This window comes from Streptomyces sp. MUM 2J (assembly GCF_022414535.1).
Classification (GTDB): domain Bacteria; phylum Actinomycetota; class Actinomycetes; order Streptomycetales; family Streptomycetaceae; genus Streptomyces.
Genome location: NZ_JADWYM010000027.1, coordinates 1 through 18,718, shown reverse-complemented (window position 1 = coordinate 18,718; position 18,718 = coordinate 1). Strand labels below are relative to the sequence as shown.

Here is an 18,718-nt window from a genome sequence, read left to right as displayed (position 1 = left end):
CACTCCTTCCACCCTGATGAACACCGATCCCGAGGCGGCCTCACCGGTTCCCCGGTTCTCCTGCGTCCACGGGCCCCGGGTCTCCTCACGCGCCCCCGAGGTACGCCTCGACCACGCGATCGTCCTCGGCCAGTTCCGCTGCCGGGGCGTGCATGACGCAGTGACCGTTCTCGACCACGTAGCCGCGGTGCGCGATCTTCAGCGCTGCCCTGGCGTTCTGCTCGACCAGCAGCACCGAGGTGCCGGAGGCGTTGATCTCGGCGATCACCTTCATCACCGCGGCCACCACGAGCGGGGCAAGCCCCATCGACGGCTCGTCGAGCATCAGCAGCCGTGGTCCGGCGACGATCGCGCGGCCGACCGCGAGCATCTGCTGCTCCCCGCCGGACAGCGTGCCGCCCTGCTGGTCGCGGCGCTCGGCGAGCCGGGGCAGCAGGTCGTAGACGCGGCCGATGCGCCGCTTGATCTCCGCTTGGTCGCGCAGCAGGTAGCCGCCGAGTTGCAGGTTCTCCTGCACGCTGAGGGTGGAGAAGATGCGCCGGCCCTCGGGTACGTGCACCAGTCCCATGCCGACGATGTCCGGCGGTGCGGCGCGGGTGATGTCCTGACCGTCGAAGGCGATCCGGCCGCCGGACGGGCGGACCAGACCGGACACCGCGGACAGCGTGCTGGTCTTGCCCGCGCCGTTGTTGCCGAGCAGCGCGACGATCTCGCCGTCGTCCACCCGCAGCGACATGCCCCGCAGAGCCCGCACCCCACCGTAGGAAACCTCGATCCCGTCGATTTCAAGCGTCGGCACGGACGGTCTCCTCTCCTGTGTCCCCAGCCGTTCCCTCGTCCCCGGTCGCTTCGTCGTCGCTGCCGAGGTACGCCTCGATCACCGCGGGGTCGCGCCGCACCTGCTCGGGTGTGCCGTCCGCGATCTCCTTGCCGAAATTGAGGACGACCACCCGCTCCGACACCTCCATGACCAGGCCCATGTCGTGCTCGATCAGCACGATCCCGGTGCCGAGTGCGCGGATACGCCGGATCAGGTCGAGCAGTTCGAGCTTCTCGCCGTGGTTGAGACCGGCCGCGGGCTCGTCGAGCAGCAGCAGTCTGGGGCGGCGCGCCAGAGCGCGCGCGATCTCCACCCGGCGCTGTTCGCCGTACGGCAGGTTGCGTGCCGCGCCGGCTCGGTCGCCTTGCAGCCCGACGAAGTCGAGCCACCGGTGTGCCTCGTCGGTTGCCTCCTGCTCGCTCCGCCGGTAGCGGGGCGTGTGCAGCAGCGCGTCGAACACGTGCTGGCGCAGCCACAGATGGGTGCCCGCACGGACGTTGTCGAGCACCGGCAGGTCGCCGAAGAGACGCACGTTCTGGAAGGTGCGGGATACGCCCCGCGTCGCGATCGCGGACGTGCGCATGCGGGTCACGTCGGCGCCGCCGATCGTGATCCGCCCGCTGGTGGGACGGTAGAAGCCGGTGATGCAGTTGAACGCGGACGTCTTGCCGGCGCCGTTGGGGCCGATCACCGACACGATCTCCGCCTCGCCCACTTCGAAGCTCAGCCCGTCGACGGCTCTCACCCCGCCGAACGCCAGGTGCAGGTCGGCCACTTCGAGCAGTGCGGTCATGGCACGCTCACCTCGCCCTCGGATTCGTTGCCCACGGGGGCCGCTGGTTTCGATCGGCGGGCGGTGCGGTCCGGTTCGCGGGTGCGCACCGGCCAGACCCCCTGCGGCCGGAGCACCATGACCACGATCAGCAGCACACCGAACAGGAAGTACCGGTAGTCGGCGAACTCGCGCAGCACCTCGGGCAGCACGCTGACGAACACCGCGCCGAGCACCACGCCCGGGGTGGAGCCCATGCCGCCGAGCACCACGGCCATCAGCACCAGCGCGGACTGCAGGAAGGTGAAACTCGCCGGCGAGATCGCCGACAGCTGCGCCGCGAACAGCACCCCGGCCAGCCCGCCCCAGATGGCGCCGGCGACATAGGCGGCGAGCTTCACCCGGTAGGTGTGCACCCCCATGGCCTCGGCGGCGTCCTCGTCCTCGCGGATGAACCGCCACGCCCGGCCGAGCCGTGAACGGATGAGCCTGTTCGCGCCGAGCACGGCGACGGACACGATGCCGAGCACCACGTAGTAGAACGTGATCGAACCGCTCAGGTCCACTCCGGCGACCGACAGGCCGGGAATGCCGTAGATGCCTTCCGGGCCTCCGGTGACGCTGATGTTGTTGGCGGTGATCCGGATGATCTCGCCGAACCCCAGCGTCACGATCGCCAGGTAGTCGCTGCGCAGGCGCAGAGTGGGTCCGCCGATGACGATGCCGGCGACCACGGTCACTATGATCACGAACGGCACGGTGGCCAGCAGCGGCCAGTGCAGCCGGGTGGAGATCACCCCGCTGGTGTAGGCACCTACCGCGAAGAACGCGGCGTACCCCAGGTCGAGCAGCCCGCACTGCCCCACCACGATGTTGAGCCCGACCGCCAGCATCACGAAGACGAGGGTGCCGGTCATCACGTTCATCGCGTACGGCGTGGCGATGATCAGCGGCCCGGCGAGGCCGATGAGCAGTCCGACCGGACCGATCCAGCGGCTGCGCAGGAACGCCCCGGCGGCGTCTCTGGTCCGTCCGGCCGGCCGCGTCGGTGTCTTCACCGTTCTGGTTGTCGCCGCCATCACACACGCTCCGTGACGCGCTCGCCGAGCAGGCCGGTGGGCCGCACGGTCAGGAACAGGATGAGGAAGGCGAACGCGAACACGTCGCGCCACTGCCCGCCGAGGAAGTGCGTCCCGACTGATTCGAGCAGGCCGAGTACCACGCCACCGAGCATGGCGCCCTTGAAGTTGCCGATCCCGCCGATCACCGCCGCGGTGAACGCCTTGAGCCCGATGATGAAGCCCATCAGGAAGTTGATGCTGCCGTAGTAGGAGCCCGCCATCACGCCGGCGGCGCCGGCGAGCGCGGACCCGATGAAGAACGCCTGGGCGACGACCCGGTTCACGTCGATACCCATCAGCCGGCTGGCCACCGGGTCCAGCGCGATCGCCCGCATCGCCCGGCCCTGCCGCGAGCGCATCACCAGTGTGTTGAGCCCGACCATGAGCGCGATCGCGATCCCGATGAGCACGATCTGGGAGACGCTGATCCGGACGCCGAGCACATGCAGGGACGAACTGCCCAGGCGTACCGGGTACACCTCCGGGTTGGGCCCGGCCACGATGCGCATCCCGTACTCCAGCGCGAACGACGCGCCGACCGCGGTGATCAGCAGCGACAGCCGTGGCGCGCCGCGCAGCGGCCGGTAGGCGACGCGTTCGATCGCCACTCCGGCCAGGCCGGTGCCGACCATGGACAGCACCAGTACCACGAGCAGTGCCACCAGCGACAGGGACGCCGTGAAGCCGCTGAACGAGCTGAGCAGTGCGAATCCGATGAACGCACCCAGCATGTAGAGGTCGCCGTGGGCGAAGTTCAGCAGCTTCATGATCCCGTAGACCATGCTGTAGCCGAGGGCGACCAATGCGTAGAACGAACCCACGAACAGGCCGTTCCAGATGATCTGAAGCATGTCATTCCCCTCAGGAGCGGTGGCGGACCCGGACCGCGGGCCCGCCGCGCGCTGCTGTGCTCAGGACTGGAGGTCGTCGACGAGCGTGAACGTGGTGTCCGACACCCGCAGGATGCGGAAGCCGCCCTGCGACAGGGTGTGGTTCGAGGTGAACTTGAGCGGGCCGGAGAACAGCTTGAACCCGTCGATCTGCGTCAACGCGTCCATGATCTTCTTTCCGTCCGTGCCGTCCGCGTCCTCGATCGCCTTGGCGGCCACGCGCACCGCGTCGTAGGACTGCAGCGCGTAGGGGCCGGGCTCGGAGCCGAACTTCTCCTTGTAGTCGGAGATCCAGTTGCTCGCGCCCTCGATGGTGTCGGGCGTCTCGGTCATGGTGGCGTACACGCCCTGGGCGTTGCCCTTCCCGGCGATGCTGATGAGCTTGGCGTCCACGTTGCCGTCGGCGACCATGATGTCGCCCTTGTAGCCGGCCTGGCGCAGCTGCCGGATGAGCAGGCCGCCCTCCTGGTAGTAGCCGGTCCAGTACACGAAGTCGGGCTTGGCCTTCACGATGGCGTCGACGTTCGAGCCGTAGTCGCTCTCTCCCGCGTTCACCGACTCCTTCAGCACCATCTTCATGCCGGAGCCGCCCTCTTCGATGTCGGCCCTGGTGCGCTTGGTGATGTCGGTGGAGTAGCTGGTGTTGTCATCGAGCAGTGCCACCCGCGTGGCCTTCTGCCTGCTCATCCACTCGACCGCGGCCTGCGCCTGCTGCGCACCGGTACCGTTGATGAGGAACACGTTCGGCAGCTTCTGCGCGACCAGGTCGCCCGAGTTCGCCGCGGGGACCACCATCGGGATGTCAGCCTTGTCGAACACCGACAGGGTCGGCAGCGTGGCCGACGAGCAGTATCCGCCGACCGACACGGTGACGCCCGCCGCGACCAGCTTGTTCGCCGCGGTGACCGCGGTCTTCGGGTCGCACGCGCTGTCCTGCACGTTCAGCTTCAGCTTGCGGCCGAGCACCCCGCCGTCGGCGTTGATCTCGTCGATCGCCAGCTGGGCACCGTTCTTCATGTAGGGGCCGGCCGCGGCGCTGCTGCCCGAGATGGGTATCGCCATGCCGAGCGTGATCGGGCCGTCGGAATCCTTGCCGCCGCTGCCGAGCGCGCCCTGGCAGCCGGTCAGCACCAGGGCTGCCGCGGCGAACGCGGCGGCGACGCCTGTCTTCGTACCTCTCGCGGTTCTCACGTCATACACCCGTCTCTGCTGGTCGTCGCGACGGAAACGGTTCCGTCACCGGTCAGGTCGTCAATCCTCAAGAAAACGGATCTTCCGGTTCTCGGAAGCTCGGCGCGGTCACCGCCAGCCCGGCGTTGCGGGTGAACGGGGCGTACGGGGGCGTACGCCACATCCCCCTCCTGGCTCGCGGTCGGCGCCGTGATGGATCTGCCTTGTGGGCATGGGTGGTTGCGGTGCAGCGGTGTCTGCGATTCCGGCAGGTGGTCCCGCGGCGGGACGGGGCGGAGGAACGCGGCGTGGCCCGGCACGCCCCGGCTCACGCCGAGGTCGTCGCCGCGGCTGGGAGCTGGCCCGTAGTCAACACGAGAACGCAAACCAAGCCATGAGCCGGTGGAACAAATCTGAAGCCGTCATGTTGTCCCGTTGGCCAAAACGCGGCGTGTACTGTTGGCCGAACGCAGTCGGCGTCCAGGCCTGGAGGCGTGCCGTGATCACCGACCGTCAAGCACGTCCCCGCGCGTCGGCCGCAGACACCGGCCCGACGGAAGCCATCACGCTGCGTGAGATGCTGAGCGCTCTCGACACGGCCGTCGTCCGGGTGGTCGGCGCCCCCGCGGGTGAGGACGTCATGATCTCCTCAGTGGCGCTCGTCGACGGTTCGGACCTGCTGGCCGAGGCCGGAACGCACGCTCCGGTGCCCGACCTCTACCTGCACGCCGGTGTGACGAACGCCGACGCCGTGCGCTGGTTCGACGAGGTCGCGCAGCGCTCCCCCGAGCACCGGCCGGCAGCGGTCATGTCGAAGAACGCCGCCGGGTCGGGCGTACTGCAGTCCGCGGCGCGCCAGGCCGGCGTGGCCCTCTTGGAGGTGCACCCGAAGGCCCGGTGGGACCACGTGCTGCCGCTGGTGAAGGGTGTGCTCGACCGCTCGCGCCGGCACCAGGCCGCCCTGGGGGAGCCGGATCTGCTCGCGATGGACACCGACCTGTTCGGCCTCGCCCAGATGGTCGCGCAGAACGCCGGTGGCCTGGTCTCGATCGAGGACGCGCAGTCGCACGTGCTGGCCTACTCGGCCTCCAACGAATCCGCCGACGAACTGCGCACCCTGTCGATCCTCGGCCGGGAGGGCCCGCGCGACTACCTTCGGGCGCTGGAGCAATGGGGTGTGTTTCACCGGCTGCGCGAGAGCGACGAGGTCATCGACGTGCCGGCGCACAGCCAGCTCGCCACCGAGCGACGGCTGGTGGTCAGCATCCGGCAGCCGTCCGACGAAGGCTCAGCCGCGCCGAGGATGCTCGGCTCCATCTGGTTGCAGCAGGGCGCCGAACCCTTCACCGCCGACGCCCCGGACGTGCTGCGCGGAGCGTCGGCGATCGCCGCCCGCATCATCTGGCGCAGCCACAACGCCCCTTCCACGGAGGGCCTGCTGATCCAGCGTCTGTTCGGCGCACGTGGCGGAGGCGTGGACGTCCCGTCGCTGGTCGGCGCCCTCAGCCTACCGGTCACCGGACCGGCCGCGGTGGTCGGTTTCGCCCTCACCGGGAACGCGGGACCGGCCGACGGGTTCGCCGGTGTGGGGAGCATGATCCGGCTGCACGCGAGCTCGTTCCGCCATGACTCGGTGGCCACGGTCATCGGCAGGCGCGCCTACGTACTGCTGCCCGGGTACAAGTCGGCGAGCACCGTCTCCGCGTGGGCGCGGCAGCTCGTCGACGATGTCGAGGCGAAACGGTCGGTCGTGTTGCGTGCCGCGGTCGCCATCCACGTGATGGACCTGGGACAGGTGGCCGCAGCGCGGACCGAGGTCGACCGGGTCCTCGACGGCACTGCCGCCACCTTCCCGGAAGGCAGAGTGACCACGCTGGACGAATCCCGCACGGCGGTGCTGCTCGGTGAGATCCTCGACCTCATCGGCCGGCGACCCGAACTGTACGATCCACGTCTCGACGTACTGTTCGACTACGACCTCAGACACGCGTCGAGCCTGTGGGAGAGCGCCGAAGCCTATCTCGCCCGGCACGGGGACGTCCGTCAGGCCGCGGCGGCGCTCCAGGTGCACCCGAACACGATGCGTTACCGAATCCGCAGGGTCGAGGACATCGTCGGACTGGACCTGGGCGATCCCTCCGACCGGCTGCTCCTCGAACTGCAGCTCGCCCTGCACCGCCGCAGGAAGCTGGCAGAGCCGTTCTCCTGACCCCGGCGCACGCCGGGCCGGTGGCCCGCGGGGCGGTGTCGCCGACCGGGAGCGCCGTTCCGTACCCTGTACGGCGACCGCTCGTGGCGACCGCTCGACGAGACGGCCGCGGGGGAGGAGCCGGTCGCCGCCGGACGGCACGCCGCGAGAGTGCACTGGGGCCGGCCGAGAGGGAGAGGCGGCGGGACGGTGCCGAAGCGGGGTGGGAGCGCGGCGCCCGGCGAGGCGCCGGAGTCCCGTGCCCCGTGCGGAAAACGCCCGCGACCGGCAGCCCCCTCCCGCCCGGGCGTGGCCGCTTGCCGGCCCGCCGCCGCACGTGACGAGTGCGGCACCGCGGTTTCGCCCTGCTTAGTTCTCTGCATGAATTAAGTACCGGGAGAAGGTGTCCTTCCGCACCGCGCGGCGATAGAGTGCAGGTCGAGCACGGTTCGGAGGGAGTCACATGGCGGGGCGCAACGGGCGCACGGTACGCGACCTCAGGCGGGCCAACCGCACGGCCGTACTGCAGCGGCTCTACTTCGACGGACCGCTCAGCCGTTTCGAGCTCGGCCCGGCCACCGGCCTCAGCTCCGGCTCCGTCAGCAACGTCGTCGCCGACCTCGTCGCCGACGGCCTGCTGGAGGAAGCCGGCAGCGTCGACTCGGACGGCGGCCGGCCACGCACCCTGCTCCGGGTGGCACCCGGCAGCGGACACATGATCGGCGTCGACGTCGGCGAGACCCGGGTCCGCATCGAGCTGTTCGACCTGGGTCTCACCGAACTCGCCCGCGCCGAACGCCCACTGGAACACCAGCGCTACGACGTCGAGGTGATCGTCGGGCACATCCGCGACGGCATCGCCGAGGTGCTCTCCGCGGCGGGCACCGGACCCGAGCAGCTCCTCGGAGTCGGTACAGGAGTCCCCGGCATCGTCGAACGTGACCCCGTGCACGGTGCCGTCGTGCACGGACAGACCATCGGCTGGGACGCCGTGCCGCTGGAGAGCCTGCTGCGCGACGGCTCCCCGCTGCCCCCGACCGTGCCGTACTTCATCGACAACGGTGCCAGGACCCTCGGCCAGGCCGAGATGTGGTTCGGCGGCGGGCGCGGCGCCCGCAACGCCGCCGTCGTCCTCTTCGGCTCCGGTGTCGGCGCCTGCCTGGTCACCCCCGACGTCGACAGCGGACGGGCGGTCGAGTGGGGCCATCTGACCGTACGGGTCCGGGGGCGCCGCTGCCGCTGCGGGGCGCTCGGCTGCCTGGAGGCCTACGCGGGTGCCGAGTCCCTGCTCGCCCGCTGGCAGGAGGAGGGCGGCACCCCGCCGCCCGGCACCGACGAGGAAGCTGCGCTGACGGCGATGCTCGCCGCCGCCTACCCTGCCGAGGGCACCGAGCCCGACCCCGTCGCCCTCGCCGTCCTGGAGGAGACCGCCGAGTACCTCGGCGCCGGACTCTCCGACCTGATCAATCTCTTCCGGCCCGAGCGGATCCTCATCGGCGGATGGGCGGGGCTCCAGCTCGGCGCCCGCTTCCTGCCCGCCGTACGGCGCCATGCCGCCGCCTACGCGTTGCGCCACCCCGCCGAGCGGGTCACCGTGGAGCTGGGCCGGCTCGGCCCCGACGCGGTCACCGTGGGCGCCGCGATCCTCCCGCTCGCCGACTTCTTCGCGCGCGGCGGCCGCCGACGGGAACCGGAGCCCGAGGGACCGGCACCGGCCTGGCGTACCGCGCTGGCGGAGCGGGCCCCGCACTGAGGTCTCGACGGAGGCACACCCCACCTACTCGTCGCCGACGGCGCGGACCGCGCTCCGGTCCGTTCTGGACGGGCCGAGAGAGCGCGGAGCCGCCCCGTACGGAGGCAGGGACGCCTCACCGGCCCGTGGCGCCGGGGACCGGCGTGACGGTCAGGGCTTGTCCGTCGCGAGGGCGTCGACTCCCGTGGCCCGCGCCGACAGCGTCCACAGGCGGGCCGCCTGCTCGGGGTCGGTGGCCCAGTCCTTGACCCCGGACCGTGCGCCGTCGGCGGGCGCCGGTTCGGCGATGTCGCAGTCCTCCAGGTAGACGCCGCCCATGCCGTCCAGCCGCGGCGAGGTCGCGGCCCAGACCTGGGTGGCCGCTCCCTGCTCCGGCGTCTTGAAGGCCGCCGGGTCGAGCGCGTTGCCGTCCTCGTCGATCCAGCCGAGTCCGACCATCTCCTCCCTGGTCAGGTGACGCTGGAGCGGGGTGAGGATGCCGCCGGGGTGGAGCGCGAAGGCGCGCACCCCGCGGTCCCGGGCCAGCCGGTCGAGCTGCACGGCGAACAGCACGTTCGCCGTCTTCGCCTGGCCGTAGGCCGCCCACTTGTCGTATCCGTGCTGCCAGTGCGGGTCGTCCCAGCGGATGCCGGAGAGGTGGTGGCCGCGCGAGGAGACGGAGACCACGCGGGCGCCGCCCGGCTCGATCGCCGGCCAGAGCCGGTTGACGAGGGCGAAGTGGCCGAGGTGGTTGGTGGCGAACTGCGCCTCCCAGCCGGGCCCGACCCGCGTCTCGGGGCAGGCCATGATCCCGGCGTTGCCGATGACGATGTCGAGGCTGCGGCCGGAGGCGAGGAACCGTTCGGCGAAGGCCCGGACGCTGTCCAGGTCGCCGAGGTCCAGTTCGTCCACCTCGGTGCCGGGCAGCCCGGCCAGGTTCTCGCGTGCGGTGTCCGGGCGCCGGGCGGGCACCACGACGCGGGCGCCCGCCCGGACCAGTGCCCTGGTGGTCTCCAGCCCGAGACCGGAGTAGCCGCCGGTCACGAGCGCGAGCCTGCCCGTCAGGTCGATCCCCCGGAGAACGTCGTCTGCGGTGCTCCGGGCGCCGAAGCCCGAGCCGATCCTGTGCTGTGCGGTGTCGCTCATGTCCGGCACGCTACGTATTCGAGCGCGCTCGAAGTCAAGGACGGCTCGGGCGGGATGCCGTGCGGGCAGAAGAGAGCCCCGGCCGGACGGGGGGATCACGGCCGGGGCTCGCCCGGAGGGTGGGTTCGGGTTGGCGGTCGCCTCCCGGCGAGGGGCTCCACAGCGCCTCTGCCGGACAACCGCCTGTGCGCGACTGCGGGGCCCATCGGCGTTCCGCGCGCACCCACAGTTCTTTCAACGGCGAACCGCCTTCCGGTGTTCCCGGACCTGCCCCTGTGGGTGGCTGACCCGCCTCACCGGCCCGTTCCGGCCGCCGCCCGGGTACCGTCGGCCGGGGTTCGTCCCTCGTGGGTCCACGTCAGCAGGGCATCGGCCGACCACGTGGTGACCACCCGTTCGGGCGGCACTCCGCACTCCTCGGCCCGCGCGCAGCCGTTGATCTGCCAGTCGAGCTGGCCCGGTGCGTGTGCGTCCGTGTCCACCGAGAACAGCACGCCGGCCCCGACCGCCCTCCGCAGCAGCCGGCGTGGCGGGTCCAGCCGTTCCGGACGGCTGTTGATCTCCACCGCGGTACCCGACTCCGCGCACGCCGCGAACACCTCGCCGGCGTCGAACTGCGACTCCGGCCGCCCCCGCCCCGTGACCAGCCGCCCGGTGCAGTGGCCCAGCACGTCGGCGTGCGGATTGCGTACCGCTGCCACCATGCGCCGGGTCATCGACCGGAGGTCCATGCGCAGCTTGGAGTGGACGGACACGACCACGACGTCCAGGCGTGCGAGGATCTGCGGATCCTGGTCGAGCGAACCGTCGTCGAGGATGTCGCACTCGATGCCGGTCAGCAGCCGGAACGGCGCCCACGACTCGTTGAGCCGGGCGACCACCGTCAACTGCTCGCGCAGCCGCTCCGCCGACAGGCCGCGGGCCACGGTCAAACGCGGCGAGTGGTCGGTGAGCACCGCCCACTCGTGGCCGAGCGCGGCCGCGGTGCGCCCCATCTCCTCGATCGGGCTGCCGCCGTCGGACCAGTCCGAGTGAAGGTGGCAGTCACCGCGCAGCAGTGCCCGCAGCCCCTCCCCGCCCTGCGCGGCCGGCGCCGCCGTGCCGGCCGCGCCCTCCAGCTTCTCCAGATAGCCGGGCACCTGCCCGTCGAGGGCTTCCCGCACCACCTGGGCCGTCTTCGGACCCACCCCGCGCAGCGCCTCCAGGGTCCCGGCCGCCACCCGCTCGTGCAGCTCCGTCCCGGGCAGCTCCCGCACCACGCGGGCCGCGGTGCGGAAGGCGCGTACGCGGTACGTCGGTGCCAGGGAGCGCTCCAGCAGGAAGGCGATCCGGTCCAGGGCCGCCACGGGGTCCATCGCCACCTCCTGCTCCCAGGGTTCCCCACCGCACGGCGCGCCGCACGGCGAGGGCCCGTCCCCGTGGCGCCCCGGTGCCCCGTCCGCCGGGCGGGTGTCCGGGGCGCCCGTACGGCGGACGGGGCACCGGCGCGGTGCGGTGGATCGTCATGACCGCCCCTCGCCCTCGGCGACGCCGCCCCCGCCGTGCGGTGGCCGTGAGCGCCGGCACGGATTCCGGAACGGTGCGGGCCGCTACCGCGGGCCCGGCACCGGCAGACCGTGCGGGCCGCCACGGAGGGGGCCGGAGCCTCGCCGTCCCCTCCCGCGGGTGCGGGTTCCGCGTACCGGCCCGCGCGTTCCCGAGCCGCTCGCGCGCGGCCGGACCAGCGCACCCGCGCCCACTCCGCTGGACGAGCGCGGCTCCCCCCGGACACCGGCGGCGCGGGGGGCGTCGGGACCACTCGTTCCCGAGTTCGTCGACGCATGATCCGGGGGCGCCGTTTCTGCGGATTCCGCTTTACCCTCGATGACATGACGGAAGTTTCGAGCCCACACATGTCCCGCCCGCGGATCCTGGTGCTCGGGGTCCAGCCGGGTACGCCGCCGTTCCGCATCGTGGAGATCGACGGCCAGGTGGTCGGGCAGGCGACGGCCATCACCGACGTCCTGGAGGTCGCTGCCGCGTACGGCATTCCGGTCCACGACCTGGACGACCCGGACGTCGTCCGCTGGGTGGGCGGAGACAAGTTCACCTGGGTCCCGCGCTAGGGTGACGCGCCGTCCCGCCCGCCGCCGACGCCCGGAACGCCCACCCCGGTGCCGCACCGGCAGGACTCCGGCGGCGCCCCGGACACCTGTCTCGCCCCCGGCGGACGACGAGACGAGCGGCGAGGCTCAGCGGGCGGAGTGCACCCGGGTGAACGACAGCCGGTCGTGCAGGGCGCGGTGGACGCGGAGCAGTCTGCGTGCCCGGTAGCTCAGGACGGTTTCCATCAGCGGCACGGCCGTCCAGCCCAGGAGCACCGTCGGCAGCATGACGGAGACCCCGTCGGGCAGCCGGGCGCCCACCCGTCTGATGATGACCCCGGACATCGTCCCCCGGCCCACTCGGGCGGGTCGCCCCACGACGGCCTCGTGGCCGCGGACGCCCGAATGCGGGACGAGTGTGTGCGCGTCGACCGGGCCGCACGCCGTCTTCGCGGAATGCGCGGCGCGCCGTCGCCCGGGAGGTAGAGGGCGCTGCCCCGCGCCCGACGATGCCCCCGGACGGCGGCAGCCCCTCGCGGACATCCCTTCGTGGCCGGCGGTGCCGGGGTCCGAATGAGCCGGTCACACCATGTCGGAAGTCGCCTCCGGGCAGCCCAGCGCGGCCGCCACCGTGGGGCGCGGCGGCAACAGGCGGGCGAGTCCGGTGAGGCGCAGCATCCGCAGGGTCAGCTGGTGCGTGCACACCAGATGGATCCGGCCGTTGCGGTCCAGTGTCCTGCTCCGGGCCCGGTACAGCAGGCGCAGCCCCGAGCAGTCGAAGAACTCGACCCGCGTCAGGTCGATCACGACGTGCGGCCGGTCGCCCGCCGTCGCGCAGTCCAGGTGGGGTGCGATCTCGGCCGCGGCCGCGATGTCGATCTCGCCCGCGAACTCCAGCACCGTGTAGCCGTGGGCGCGGCGGACGCGCAGATGCGGGGTGCGCGGTGCGGGATCGTGCTGCACGACGACATCGCCTCCAGCGGCTGGGGGTCGGGGAGACCAACTGGGTTTCCCGTCCTGCAAGTTACCCTCGGGCGAATGTATTTGAGCATGTTCGATTGACATATGTCGTCGAATTGCGACTGACTTCTTTCGAATCGTGAGCGAAGTGACACGGCGCAGAGTACCGACGGGCCGGGTCCGGCCGTCGGGGAAGCCGCGGCGGGGACGGGGACCGGCGGGCAGCCCGCCGCGTCGGAGCCGTGCCGACGACTGCGCCCGACGGCCTCCGGCCCGGGCGCGTGGGGAGGCGGCCGACCCGCGCGACGGCTCCGGTGCCCTCGGCCGCCACGGGCGGCGCGGCCGCGGGTCCCGCTCCGTCACTCCGTGGCATCCACCGGGGCGCGGCGGCGCAGCTCGTGCGCCCGCAGAGCCAGTTGCATCTCGAACTGGGCTGACGGGTCCGCGAGTCTGCGTCCGAAGAGATCCTCCAAGCGGCGCATCCGGTAGCGCACCGTCTGAGGATGCACGGCGAGCCGGTCCGCAACCTCGTTGGCGTTGCGGCCACTGCCCAGCCATGCGAGCAGGGTCTCCGCGAGCCGCTCCCGCTGCGGTGGGCGCACCTGCGCGAGCGGACCCAGCCAGCGCTCCGTCATCGCGTCGACCAGGGTGTCGTCCCGCAGCAGCAGCAACGTGGAGAGGTGGTCCCGGCAGCGGATCAGGCCGGTGCCCGAGAGGACCCCCTTGCGCATCAACTCCATCGCCTCAGCCGCCCATCGCAGCGACCGCGCCCCCTCGGGCAGGGGTACCGACGGGCCCATCGCGGCGGGCAGCCCGTTCAGCACCCCGGCCACGTCACGGGCCCGCCCCGGACCCTCCGGGTCGGGAACGACCAGCACGGCCGGCTGCATGTCGAACCGGGCGAGGAACTCCGGTGGCACGATCGGCTGCGCCACCGGCAGCGCCGCGCTGTCGATCGCCACCACCGCCATCGCCCGCGGCACCGGCCACCCCGCCGTGTGCGCCAGGTCGGTGATGGCCTCCGCGGAGGCCGGAGGGTCGGCGGTGAGCAGGTCGACCAGCCGGGAGCGGCGCTGCTGCAACTCGCCGGCGGCGTGCATCCGTGCCTCGGTGTATCCCGCGGTCGTCGCCGCCGCCATCCTGTCCAGGTGGACGAACAACGCCTCACCGAAGGCGCCGAGCACGGTACGCGGCAGTAGCCCGGCGTCCACGAGCGCGTTGACCCGGCGCCACGTCACCCGCGCGCCCAGTCGCAGCGCGGCCTGGAAGGAGTCCAGGCTGCGCCCCTCCTCCGCCTCGCCGCGTCCGATGCGCTCGTACGTCGCCCTCACCGGCTCCCAGTCGGTGTCCGGCGTCGCCATGCGCTCCAGGAACCCCTGGAGCGCGTGGTCCACCCCCCGGTGCACCCCCTGCATGTACGTGTCGTCCGCCGGACGGGCGTACTCCGGGATCTCCGTGCGGATCGCCTCGACGACCTCCTCCGCGACATCGGCGAAGTACGGTCTCAACTGCGCGTGCAGGCCGGGCGGAAGAGCCCGGAACGGGCCCTCTGGTTCCTCGCTGACCGGTGCGGCTCTCTTCGACACCTTGAGACGATACCCGCCGGTAACTCGCGGGTGCTCATCGAGAACGGACAGTCGACCGGGTGTCGTTTGTCACCGGGGGACAGGCCGGCGCGTGCGACCGGGCGCGCGGCACGCCCTGCACACAACCCGCCGCAGGCGGGGAAGGCGGTCACACTGGGACCATGACGCCACCACCCGCCCGCACGGGGAAACAGCGCAGGCTCGACACCCTGCACCGCCTCGAACACGACGTCGACGCCTGGGTCGCCACGGCCGGCGAACACGGAGGCGCCCCCCATCTGATGCCGCTGCCGTTCGTCTGGGACGGTGCCGTCCTGCTGCTGGCCACACCCGCCGACAGCCCGACCGGCCGGAACCTTCGCGGCACCGGGGCGGTCCGGCTCGCGGTCGGCGAGCCCCGCGACGTCGTGCTCGTGGAGGGCACCGCCACCGCCGTACCGCCCGCCGATCTGCCCGAGGAGGACGCGGAGATCTTCGCGGGCAAGACCGGCTTCGACCCGCGTGAGGAAGCCGCGCCCTTCCTGTACTTCCGTGTTCACCCGCACCGCATCCAGGCCTGGCGCGAAGCCGACGGGCCCGGCGGTCGGGAGCTGATGCGGGACGCCAAGTGGCTGGTGGCTGAATGAATCCGCGGTGACCCCCGACGTCCGGGGGCGGGAGCCGTCCCGTCCCGGACCCCTCACCCGCGACGGCGCCCCCCGGCGGCGGGGCTCAGTCCTTGCCGCCCTTGTCCTTGGCCGGCCAGACACCCGTCGAACGTGCGACGGCCTTCGCCCCGGTGCGGTCCACCGCACTGCGCACCACCGCGAAGATCGCGCCCTGGAGCGCGGCGGCCAGCAGGATCTCCCCCCAGCCGCGGTCCGGGTCGAGCGCGTCGGGCGCGTCGTCCTCGTGCCGGATCGCCTTCCACGTCTTGCGGAAGGCGAGCCCGGCCAGCACGCCGCCGGCCCAGCCGAGCACGAACCCGACGGGCTGGTAGGCGAGGGGGAGCCTTGTCTTCTTCTTGCCCACTGGAACTCCTTCTCCTGTACAGAGGGATGTGCGGACGGTCTGCCCCGATCATGCCTGCCCCGGCCCCGGAACCGCCTCACGCGCGGAGACCGGGCCCGGTGGCGTGCCATCCCCGCACGGCCGCCCGCACGGCCGCTCCCTGCCGTGCGGGGCCCGCCGTCCCGCGAGAGCCGGTCCCGGCCGGACGCTCTGCGGCGGGCCGATGCCGGGGTGCGCCGTGAGGCGGTCCCGCTCACTGGACGGTCGAGGGGCGCCGTGCCGCCGAAATCCGGACTTCCGAAGAGGTGGGGGCACAGCCCCCGCAGCGCGTGGGCCCTTCGCCAACGTCCCGTGGCTGCCGCAGAATCGACCGGAGCGAACGGAGACGGAGCGTGCCACGGCTCGTTGACGTCGCCCACCGGCTCGGCCCGGACGCCCGCGACCTGCTGATCGGCGGGGCGGTGGGCCGGGAGGGGCGGCCCCGGCGCCGGCCGGACATCGACGGCGCGGCGGCGCCGTTCACCAGGGAGACCGGCATGGACGGCGCCGGTGGTCGCCCGCGTCGAGCGGACCGTCCCGCACGCCGTGCCCGCGTCGCCGGATGCCTTCCTCGGCATCACCGACCGCTCGGCGAGGGAGCCGTACGAGAGCCCCGCCGCGACGGGGGAACGCGGCGGGGCCTGACAGTCAAGTGCCCGGCACGCGGCGGTCCATGCGCGCCGGGAACAGATTTTTCTATTCGGTTTTCACATTCGTCCCGCCGTTCCGGTCCCCGTCCCCGCGCCCGTTCGCCGGCCGTGCCCCGTTCTCCGCGTCCGGCCAGCCGCCCGGCTCCAGCACGAACACGGGGATCTCCCGGGACGTCCTCGTTCGGTAGTCGGCGTACTGCGGGAAGGCGGCCACGGCCCGCTCCCACCACTCGTCCTTCTCGTCGCCCGTCACCTCTCGGGCGACGACGTCCTGCCGGTGCGGACCGTCCTGCAGCTCGGCACGCGGGTCCGCCTTGAGGTTGTGGTACCAGACCGGGTGCCGGGGCGCCCCGCCGAGCGAGGCGACCGCGGCGTACCGACCCTCGTGCTCCACCCGCATCACCGGAGTCTTGCGGACCTTCCCGCTCCGGGCACCCAGCGTCGTGACGATCACCACCGGCATCCCGGTGTTCTGCAGCGTGGTTCCCTCGGTGCCGCCGGAACTCTCGTACACCTCCACCTGCTTGCGCACCCACGGGGTCGGGCTGGGCTCGTACTCGCCGTCGAAGGGCATGGGCATCCGTCCCTCATCGTCGTGCCGCCCCGCCACCCGGCGGGGATCCGGCAGGGATCACTCGGTTCGCGAGCGGTTCAACACACCCCGCGCCGCGTTTCATCCGCCCCGGTGGGCGCCTCCGGCGCGCCGGTCCCGGCACCGCTGTACGCGCGCCGGGGTGTGGGGCGGTATCCGGCGGGTTCCGGGCTTCCCCGGGCGGTGCCTTCGCGCCAGGCCCGGCCCCCGCCGGCGCACGCTCCTCCGCCTCGGTGCGGCGCCGGACCGGCTCGGTTCGGCCAGATCGGTGCCGTCACCGATCTGGCCGAACTGCGCATCACCTTATAGGTGCCCAAGGCATCTAATAGTGAACGGAACGCACTCTTCCTCTGCGAGGTCTGCCATGACGGCGTCGTCCACCCCTTCCGCCTCCGCCGCCTCCACCACCGCTTCAGCCGCCTCCGCGCCGGAACCGTCGGCCCCCGTCGCCTTCCCGCAGGACCGGACCTGCCCCTACCACCCGCCCGCCGCCTACGAACCGCTGCGCGCCGCCCGGCCGCTGACCCGGATCACCCTCTTCGACGGCCGCCCCGCCTGGCTGGTCGCCGGCCACGCCGCGGCCCGCGCGCTGCTCGCCGACCCCCGCCTGACGGCCGATCGCACCCGCCCCGGCTTCCCCGCGACCGCCGCCCGCTTCAAGGCGGCGCGGCGGCGCAGGATCGCCCTGCTGGGCGTGGACGACCCCGAGCACCGCACCCAGCGACGCATGCTCGTGCCCAGCTTCACCCTCAGGCGCGCCACGGCCCTCAGGCCCGGCGTCCAGCGCGTCGTCGACGAGCGCCTCGACGCGATGATCGCCGAGGGCCCGCCCGCCGACCTGGTCGCCGCCTTCGCGCTGCCGGTACCGTCGATGGTCATCTGCTCCCTGCTCGGGGTGTCCTACGCCGACCACGCGTTCTTCGAGGAGCAGTCCCGGCTGCTGTTGCGTGGCCCCGGGGTCGACGACTCGCTGGAGGCGCGCGACCGGCTGGGCGAGTACCTCGGCGCACTGATCGACCGCAAACGCACGGGACCGCGCGGCGACGGCATCCTCGACGACCTCGTCCACGAGCAGCTGCGCGAGGGCCGCATCGACCGGGACGAGCTGGTCGCCCTGGCGATCATCCTGCTCGTCGCGGGTCACGAGACCACCGCGAACATGATCTCCCTGGGCACCTATACCCTCCTGCGTCACCCCGACCGGCTGGCCGAGCTGCGCCGTGACCCCGAGCTGGTGCCGGCGGCCGTGGAGGAGCTGATGCGGATGCTGTCGATCGCCGACGGCCTGTCGCGGATGGCAACCGAGGACATCGAGGTCGCCGGGACGGTGATCCGGGCAGGCGAAGGGGTGCTCTTCTCGACCTCGGTCATCAATCGCGACGACACCGTCTACGCCGACCCGGACGCCCTGGACTTCCACCGCCCGGCCCGCCACCATGTCGCCTTCGGCTTCGGCATCCACCAGTGCCTCGGCCAGAACCTGGCCCGTGCCGAACTGGAGATCGCCCTGCGGACCCTCTTCGTGCGGCTGCCCGGCCTGCGTCTGGCCGTCCCCGCCGACCGGATCCCCTTCAAGCCCGGCGACACGATCCAGGGGATGCTGGAACTCCCCGTGACCTGGTAGGAGGTTCCGCACATGCGCACCGGCACACGCATCGACATCGACCGGGACGTCTGCATCGGGGCGGGTCAGTGCGCCCTGGCCGCTCCGGCCGTCTTCACCCAGGACGACGACGGGTACAGCGCGCTGCTGCCGGGCCGGGAGGACGGCCGCGGTGACGCGATGGCGCGGGAAGCCGCCCGTGCCTGCCCGGTCGGGGCCATCACCCTGTCTCCGGAAGGAAGTTGACGTCCACGACTCGCGCACCCAGGGACAGCGGCACTCACGGCGTCCCGGTCCACCACCGCCCACCGCCCGCACGGCACGCGCGGCCTCAGCGAGCGAGGCGCCCGTCGTCATCACGTCGTCGACGAGCAC

Annotated in this window: 18 protein-coding genes and 1 pseudogene; 7 read left to right on the top strand and 12 right to left on the bottom strand. The window is 72.3% G+C overall.

Going from position 1 to position 18,718, the window contains the following annotated elements; all coding sequences use genetic code 11:
• Positions 1-85: 85 nt before the first annotated feature.
• Genes I3F54_RS21250 through I3F54_RS21230 form a run of 5 tightly spaced genes read right to left on the bottom strand, consistent with a single transcriptional unit; the run spans position 86 to position 4,794 of the window.
• Entirely contained in the window at positions 86-799 is a 714-nt protein-coding gene (locus I3F54_RS21250) for an ABC transporter ATP-binding protein (RefSeq protein WP_240120420.1), read from the bottom strand.
• Complete coding sequence (locus I3F54_RS21245; RefSeq protein WP_240120419.1) at positions 786-1,613, bottom strand: ABC transporter ATP-binding protein; 828 nt, start codon at positions 1,611-1,613, stop codon at positions 786-788. The genes I3F54_RS21250 and I3F54_RS21245 overlap by 14 nt, the downstream gene beginning before the upstream one ends.
• Positions 1,610-2,650, bottom strand: a complete 1,041-nt coding sequence (locus tag I3F54_RS21240) for a branched-chain amino acid ABC transporter permease (protein WP_240120418.1) — start codon at positions 2,648-2,650, stop codon at positions 1,610-1,612. The genes I3F54_RS21245 and I3F54_RS21240 overlap by 4 nt, the downstream gene beginning before the upstream one ends.
• Before the next feature lie 20 nt (positions 2,651-2,670).
• The gene (locus I3F54_RS21235) at positions 2,671-3,564 is read right to left on the bottom strand and encodes a branched-chain amino acid ABC transporter permease (RefSeq protein WP_240120417.1); all 894 of its coding nucleotides are present in this window, start codon (positions 3,562-3,564) and stop codon (positions 2,671-2,673) included.
• Positions 3,565-3,624: 60 nt separating this feature from the next.
• The gene (locus tag I3F54_RS21230; protein WP_240120416.1) at positions 3,625-4,794 is read right to left on the bottom strand and encodes a branched-chain amino acid ABC transporter substrate-binding protein; all 1,170 of its coding nucleotides are present in this window, start codon (positions 4,792-4,794) and stop codon (positions 3,625-3,627) included.
• A gap of 478 nt (positions 4,795-5,272) precedes the next feature.
• Here I3F54_RS21230 and I3F54_RS32395 point away from each other — a divergent pair, with 478 nt between their 5' ends.
• Both I3F54_RS32395 and I3F54_RS21220 read left to right on the top strand, forming a co-directional pair.
• Complete coding sequence (locus I3F54_RS32395) at positions 5,273-6,982, top strand: CdaR family transcriptional regulator (RefSeq protein WP_240120415.1); 1,710 nt, start codon at positions 5,273-5,275, stop codon at positions 6,980-6,982.
• Between the two features lie 442 nt (positions 6,983-7,424).
• Positions 7,425-8,714 carry an ROK family transcriptional regulator gene (locus tag I3F54_RS21220; protein WP_240120414.1) on the top strand — a complete coding sequence of 430 codons (1,290 nt, stop codon included), beginning with the start codon at positions 7,425-7,427 and terminating at the stop codon, positions 8,712-8,714.
• 150 nt (positions 8,715-8,864) lie between these two features.
• Here I3F54_RS21220 and I3F54_RS21215 read toward each other — a convergent pair whose 3' ends face one another.
• On the bottom strand, positions 8,865-9,839 hold the full coding sequence (locus I3F54_RS21215) for an SDR family NAD(P)-dependent oxidoreductase (RefSeq protein ID WP_240120413.1): 975 nt from the start codon (positions 9,837-9,839) through the stop codon (positions 8,865-8,867).
• Positions 9,840-10,132: 293 nt separating this feature from the next.
• A complete protein-coding gene (locus I3F54_RS21210; RefSeq protein WP_240120412.1) occupies positions 10,133-11,194 on the bottom strand; it encodes a PHP domain-containing protein in 1,062 nt (353 codons plus the stop codon).
• 513 nt (positions 11,195-11,707) lie between these two features.
• Here I3F54_RS21210 and I3F54_RS21205 point away from each other — a divergent pair.
• Positions 11,708-11,944, top strand: a complete 237-nt coding sequence (locus I3F54_RS21205; RefSeq protein ID WP_240120411.1) for a hypothetical protein — start codon at positions 11,708-11,710, stop codon at positions 11,942-11,944.
• Positions 11,945-12,070: 126 nt separating this feature from the next.
• Here the strand turns inward: I3F54_RS21205 and I3F54_RS21200 are convergent, their stop codons facing one another.
• The 3 genes from I3F54_RS21200 to I3F54_RS21190 form a co-directional block, all read right to left on the bottom strand.
• Positions 12,071-12,244 carry a hypothetical protein gene (locus I3F54_RS21200; protein ID WP_240120410.1) on the bottom strand — a complete coding sequence of 58 codons (174 nt, stop codon included), beginning with the start codon at positions 12,242-12,244 and terminating at the stop codon, positions 12,071-12,073.
• A gap of 261 nt (positions 12,245-12,505) precedes the next feature.
• Positions 12,506-12,886, bottom strand: coding sequence for an anti-sigma factor antagonist (locus I3F54_RS21195; protein WP_240120409.1), 381 nt, complete (start codon positions 12,884-12,886; stop codon positions 12,506-12,508).
• Positions 12,887-13,242: 356 nt separating this feature from the next.
• Positions 13,243-14,469, bottom strand: a complete 1,227-nt coding sequence (locus I3F54_RS21190) for a CdaR family transcriptional regulator (protein ID WP_240120408.1) — start codon at positions 14,467-14,469, stop codon at positions 13,243-13,245.
• 161 nt (positions 14,470-14,630) lie between these two features.
• On the opposite strand from I3F54_RS21190, the gene I3F54_RS21185 reads away from it, so the two are divergent.
• Positions 14,631-15,095, top strand: coding sequence for a pyridoxamine 5'-phosphate oxidase family protein (locus tag I3F54_RS21185; RefSeq protein ID WP_240120407.1), 465 nt, complete (start codon positions 14,631-14,633; stop codon positions 15,093-15,095).
• 85 nt (positions 15,096-15,180) lie between these two features.
• On the opposite strand, the gene I3F54_RS21180 is transcribed toward I3F54_RS21185, so the two are convergent.
• Entirely contained in the window at positions 15,181-15,480 is a 300-nt protein-coding gene (locus I3F54_RS21180; protein ID WP_240120406.1) for a DUF4235 domain-containing protein, read from the bottom strand.
• A gap of 528 nt (positions 15,481-16,008) precedes the next feature.
• Between I3F54_RS21180 and I3F54_RS32135 the strand changes: the two genes are divergently transcribed.
• The gene (locus I3F54_RS32135; protein ID WP_275676579.1) at positions 16,009-16,143 is read left to right on the top strand and encodes a hypothetical protein; all 135 of its coding nucleotides are present in this window, start codon (positions 16,009-16,011) and stop codon (positions 16,141-16,143) included.
• A gap of 144 nt (positions 16,144-16,287) precedes the next feature.
• On the opposite strand, the pseudogene I3F54_RS21170 reads toward I3F54_RS32135, so the two are convergent.
• A pseudogene (locus I3F54_RS21170) lies at positions 16,288-16,722 on the bottom strand (nitroreductase family deazaflavin-dependent oxidoreductase); the annotation flags it as partial.
• A 382-nt stretch (positions 16,723-17,104) separates the two neighbouring features.
• Here I3F54_RS21170 and I3F54_RS21165 point away from each other — a divergent pair.
• Entirely contained in the window at positions 17,105-18,364 is a 1,260-nt protein-coding gene (locus I3F54_RS21165; protein ID WP_240120405.1) for a cytochrome P450, read from the top strand.
• A gap of 12 nt (positions 18,365-18,376) precedes the next feature.
• Complete coding sequence (locus I3F54_RS21160; protein WP_240120404.1) at positions 18,377-18,589, top strand: ferredoxin; 213 nt, start codon at positions 18,377-18,379, stop codon at positions 18,587-18,589.
• The last annotated feature ends 129 nt before the right edge of the window (positions 18,590-18,718 follow it).

Bases quoted from the DNA above. Each gene is read 5' to 3' on its own strand.
- I3F54_RS21220 (WP_240120414.1), top strand. From the start codon at position 7,425: ATGGCGGGGCGCAACGGGCGCACGGTACGCGACCTCAGGCGGGCCAAC.
- I3F54_RS21160 (WP_240120404.1), top strand. From the start codon at position 18,377: ATGCGCACCGGCACACGCATCGACATCGACCGGGACGTCTGCATCGGG.
- I3F54_RS21235 (WP_240120417.1), bottom strand. From the start codon at position 3,564: ATGCTTCAGATCATCTGGAACGGCCTGTTCGTGGGTTCGTTCTACGCA.
- I3F54_RS21245 (WP_240120419.1), bottom strand. From the start codon at position 1,613: ATGACCGCACTGCTCGAAGTGGCCGACCTGCACCTGGCGTTCGGCGGG.
- I3F54_RS21210 (WP_240120412.1), bottom strand. From the start codon at position 11,194: ATGGACCCCGTGGCGGCCCTGGACCGGATCGCCTTCCTGCTGGAGCGC.
- I3F54_RS21165 (WP_240120405.1), top strand. From the start codon at position 17,105: ATGACGGCGTCGTCCACCCCTTCCGCCTCCGCCGCCTCCACCACCGCT.
- I3F54_RS21205 (WP_240120411.1), top strand. From the start codon at position 11,708: ATGACGGAAGTTTCGAGCCCACACATGTCCCGCCCGCGGATCCTGGTG.
- I3F54_RS21215 (WP_240120413.1), bottom strand. From the start codon at position 9,839: ATGAGCGACACCGCACAGCACAGGATCGGCTCGGGCTTCGGCGCCCGG.
- I3F54_RS21185 (WP_240120407.1), top strand. From the start codon at position 14,631: ATGACGCCACCACCCGCCCGCACGGGGAAACAGCGCAGGCTCGACACC.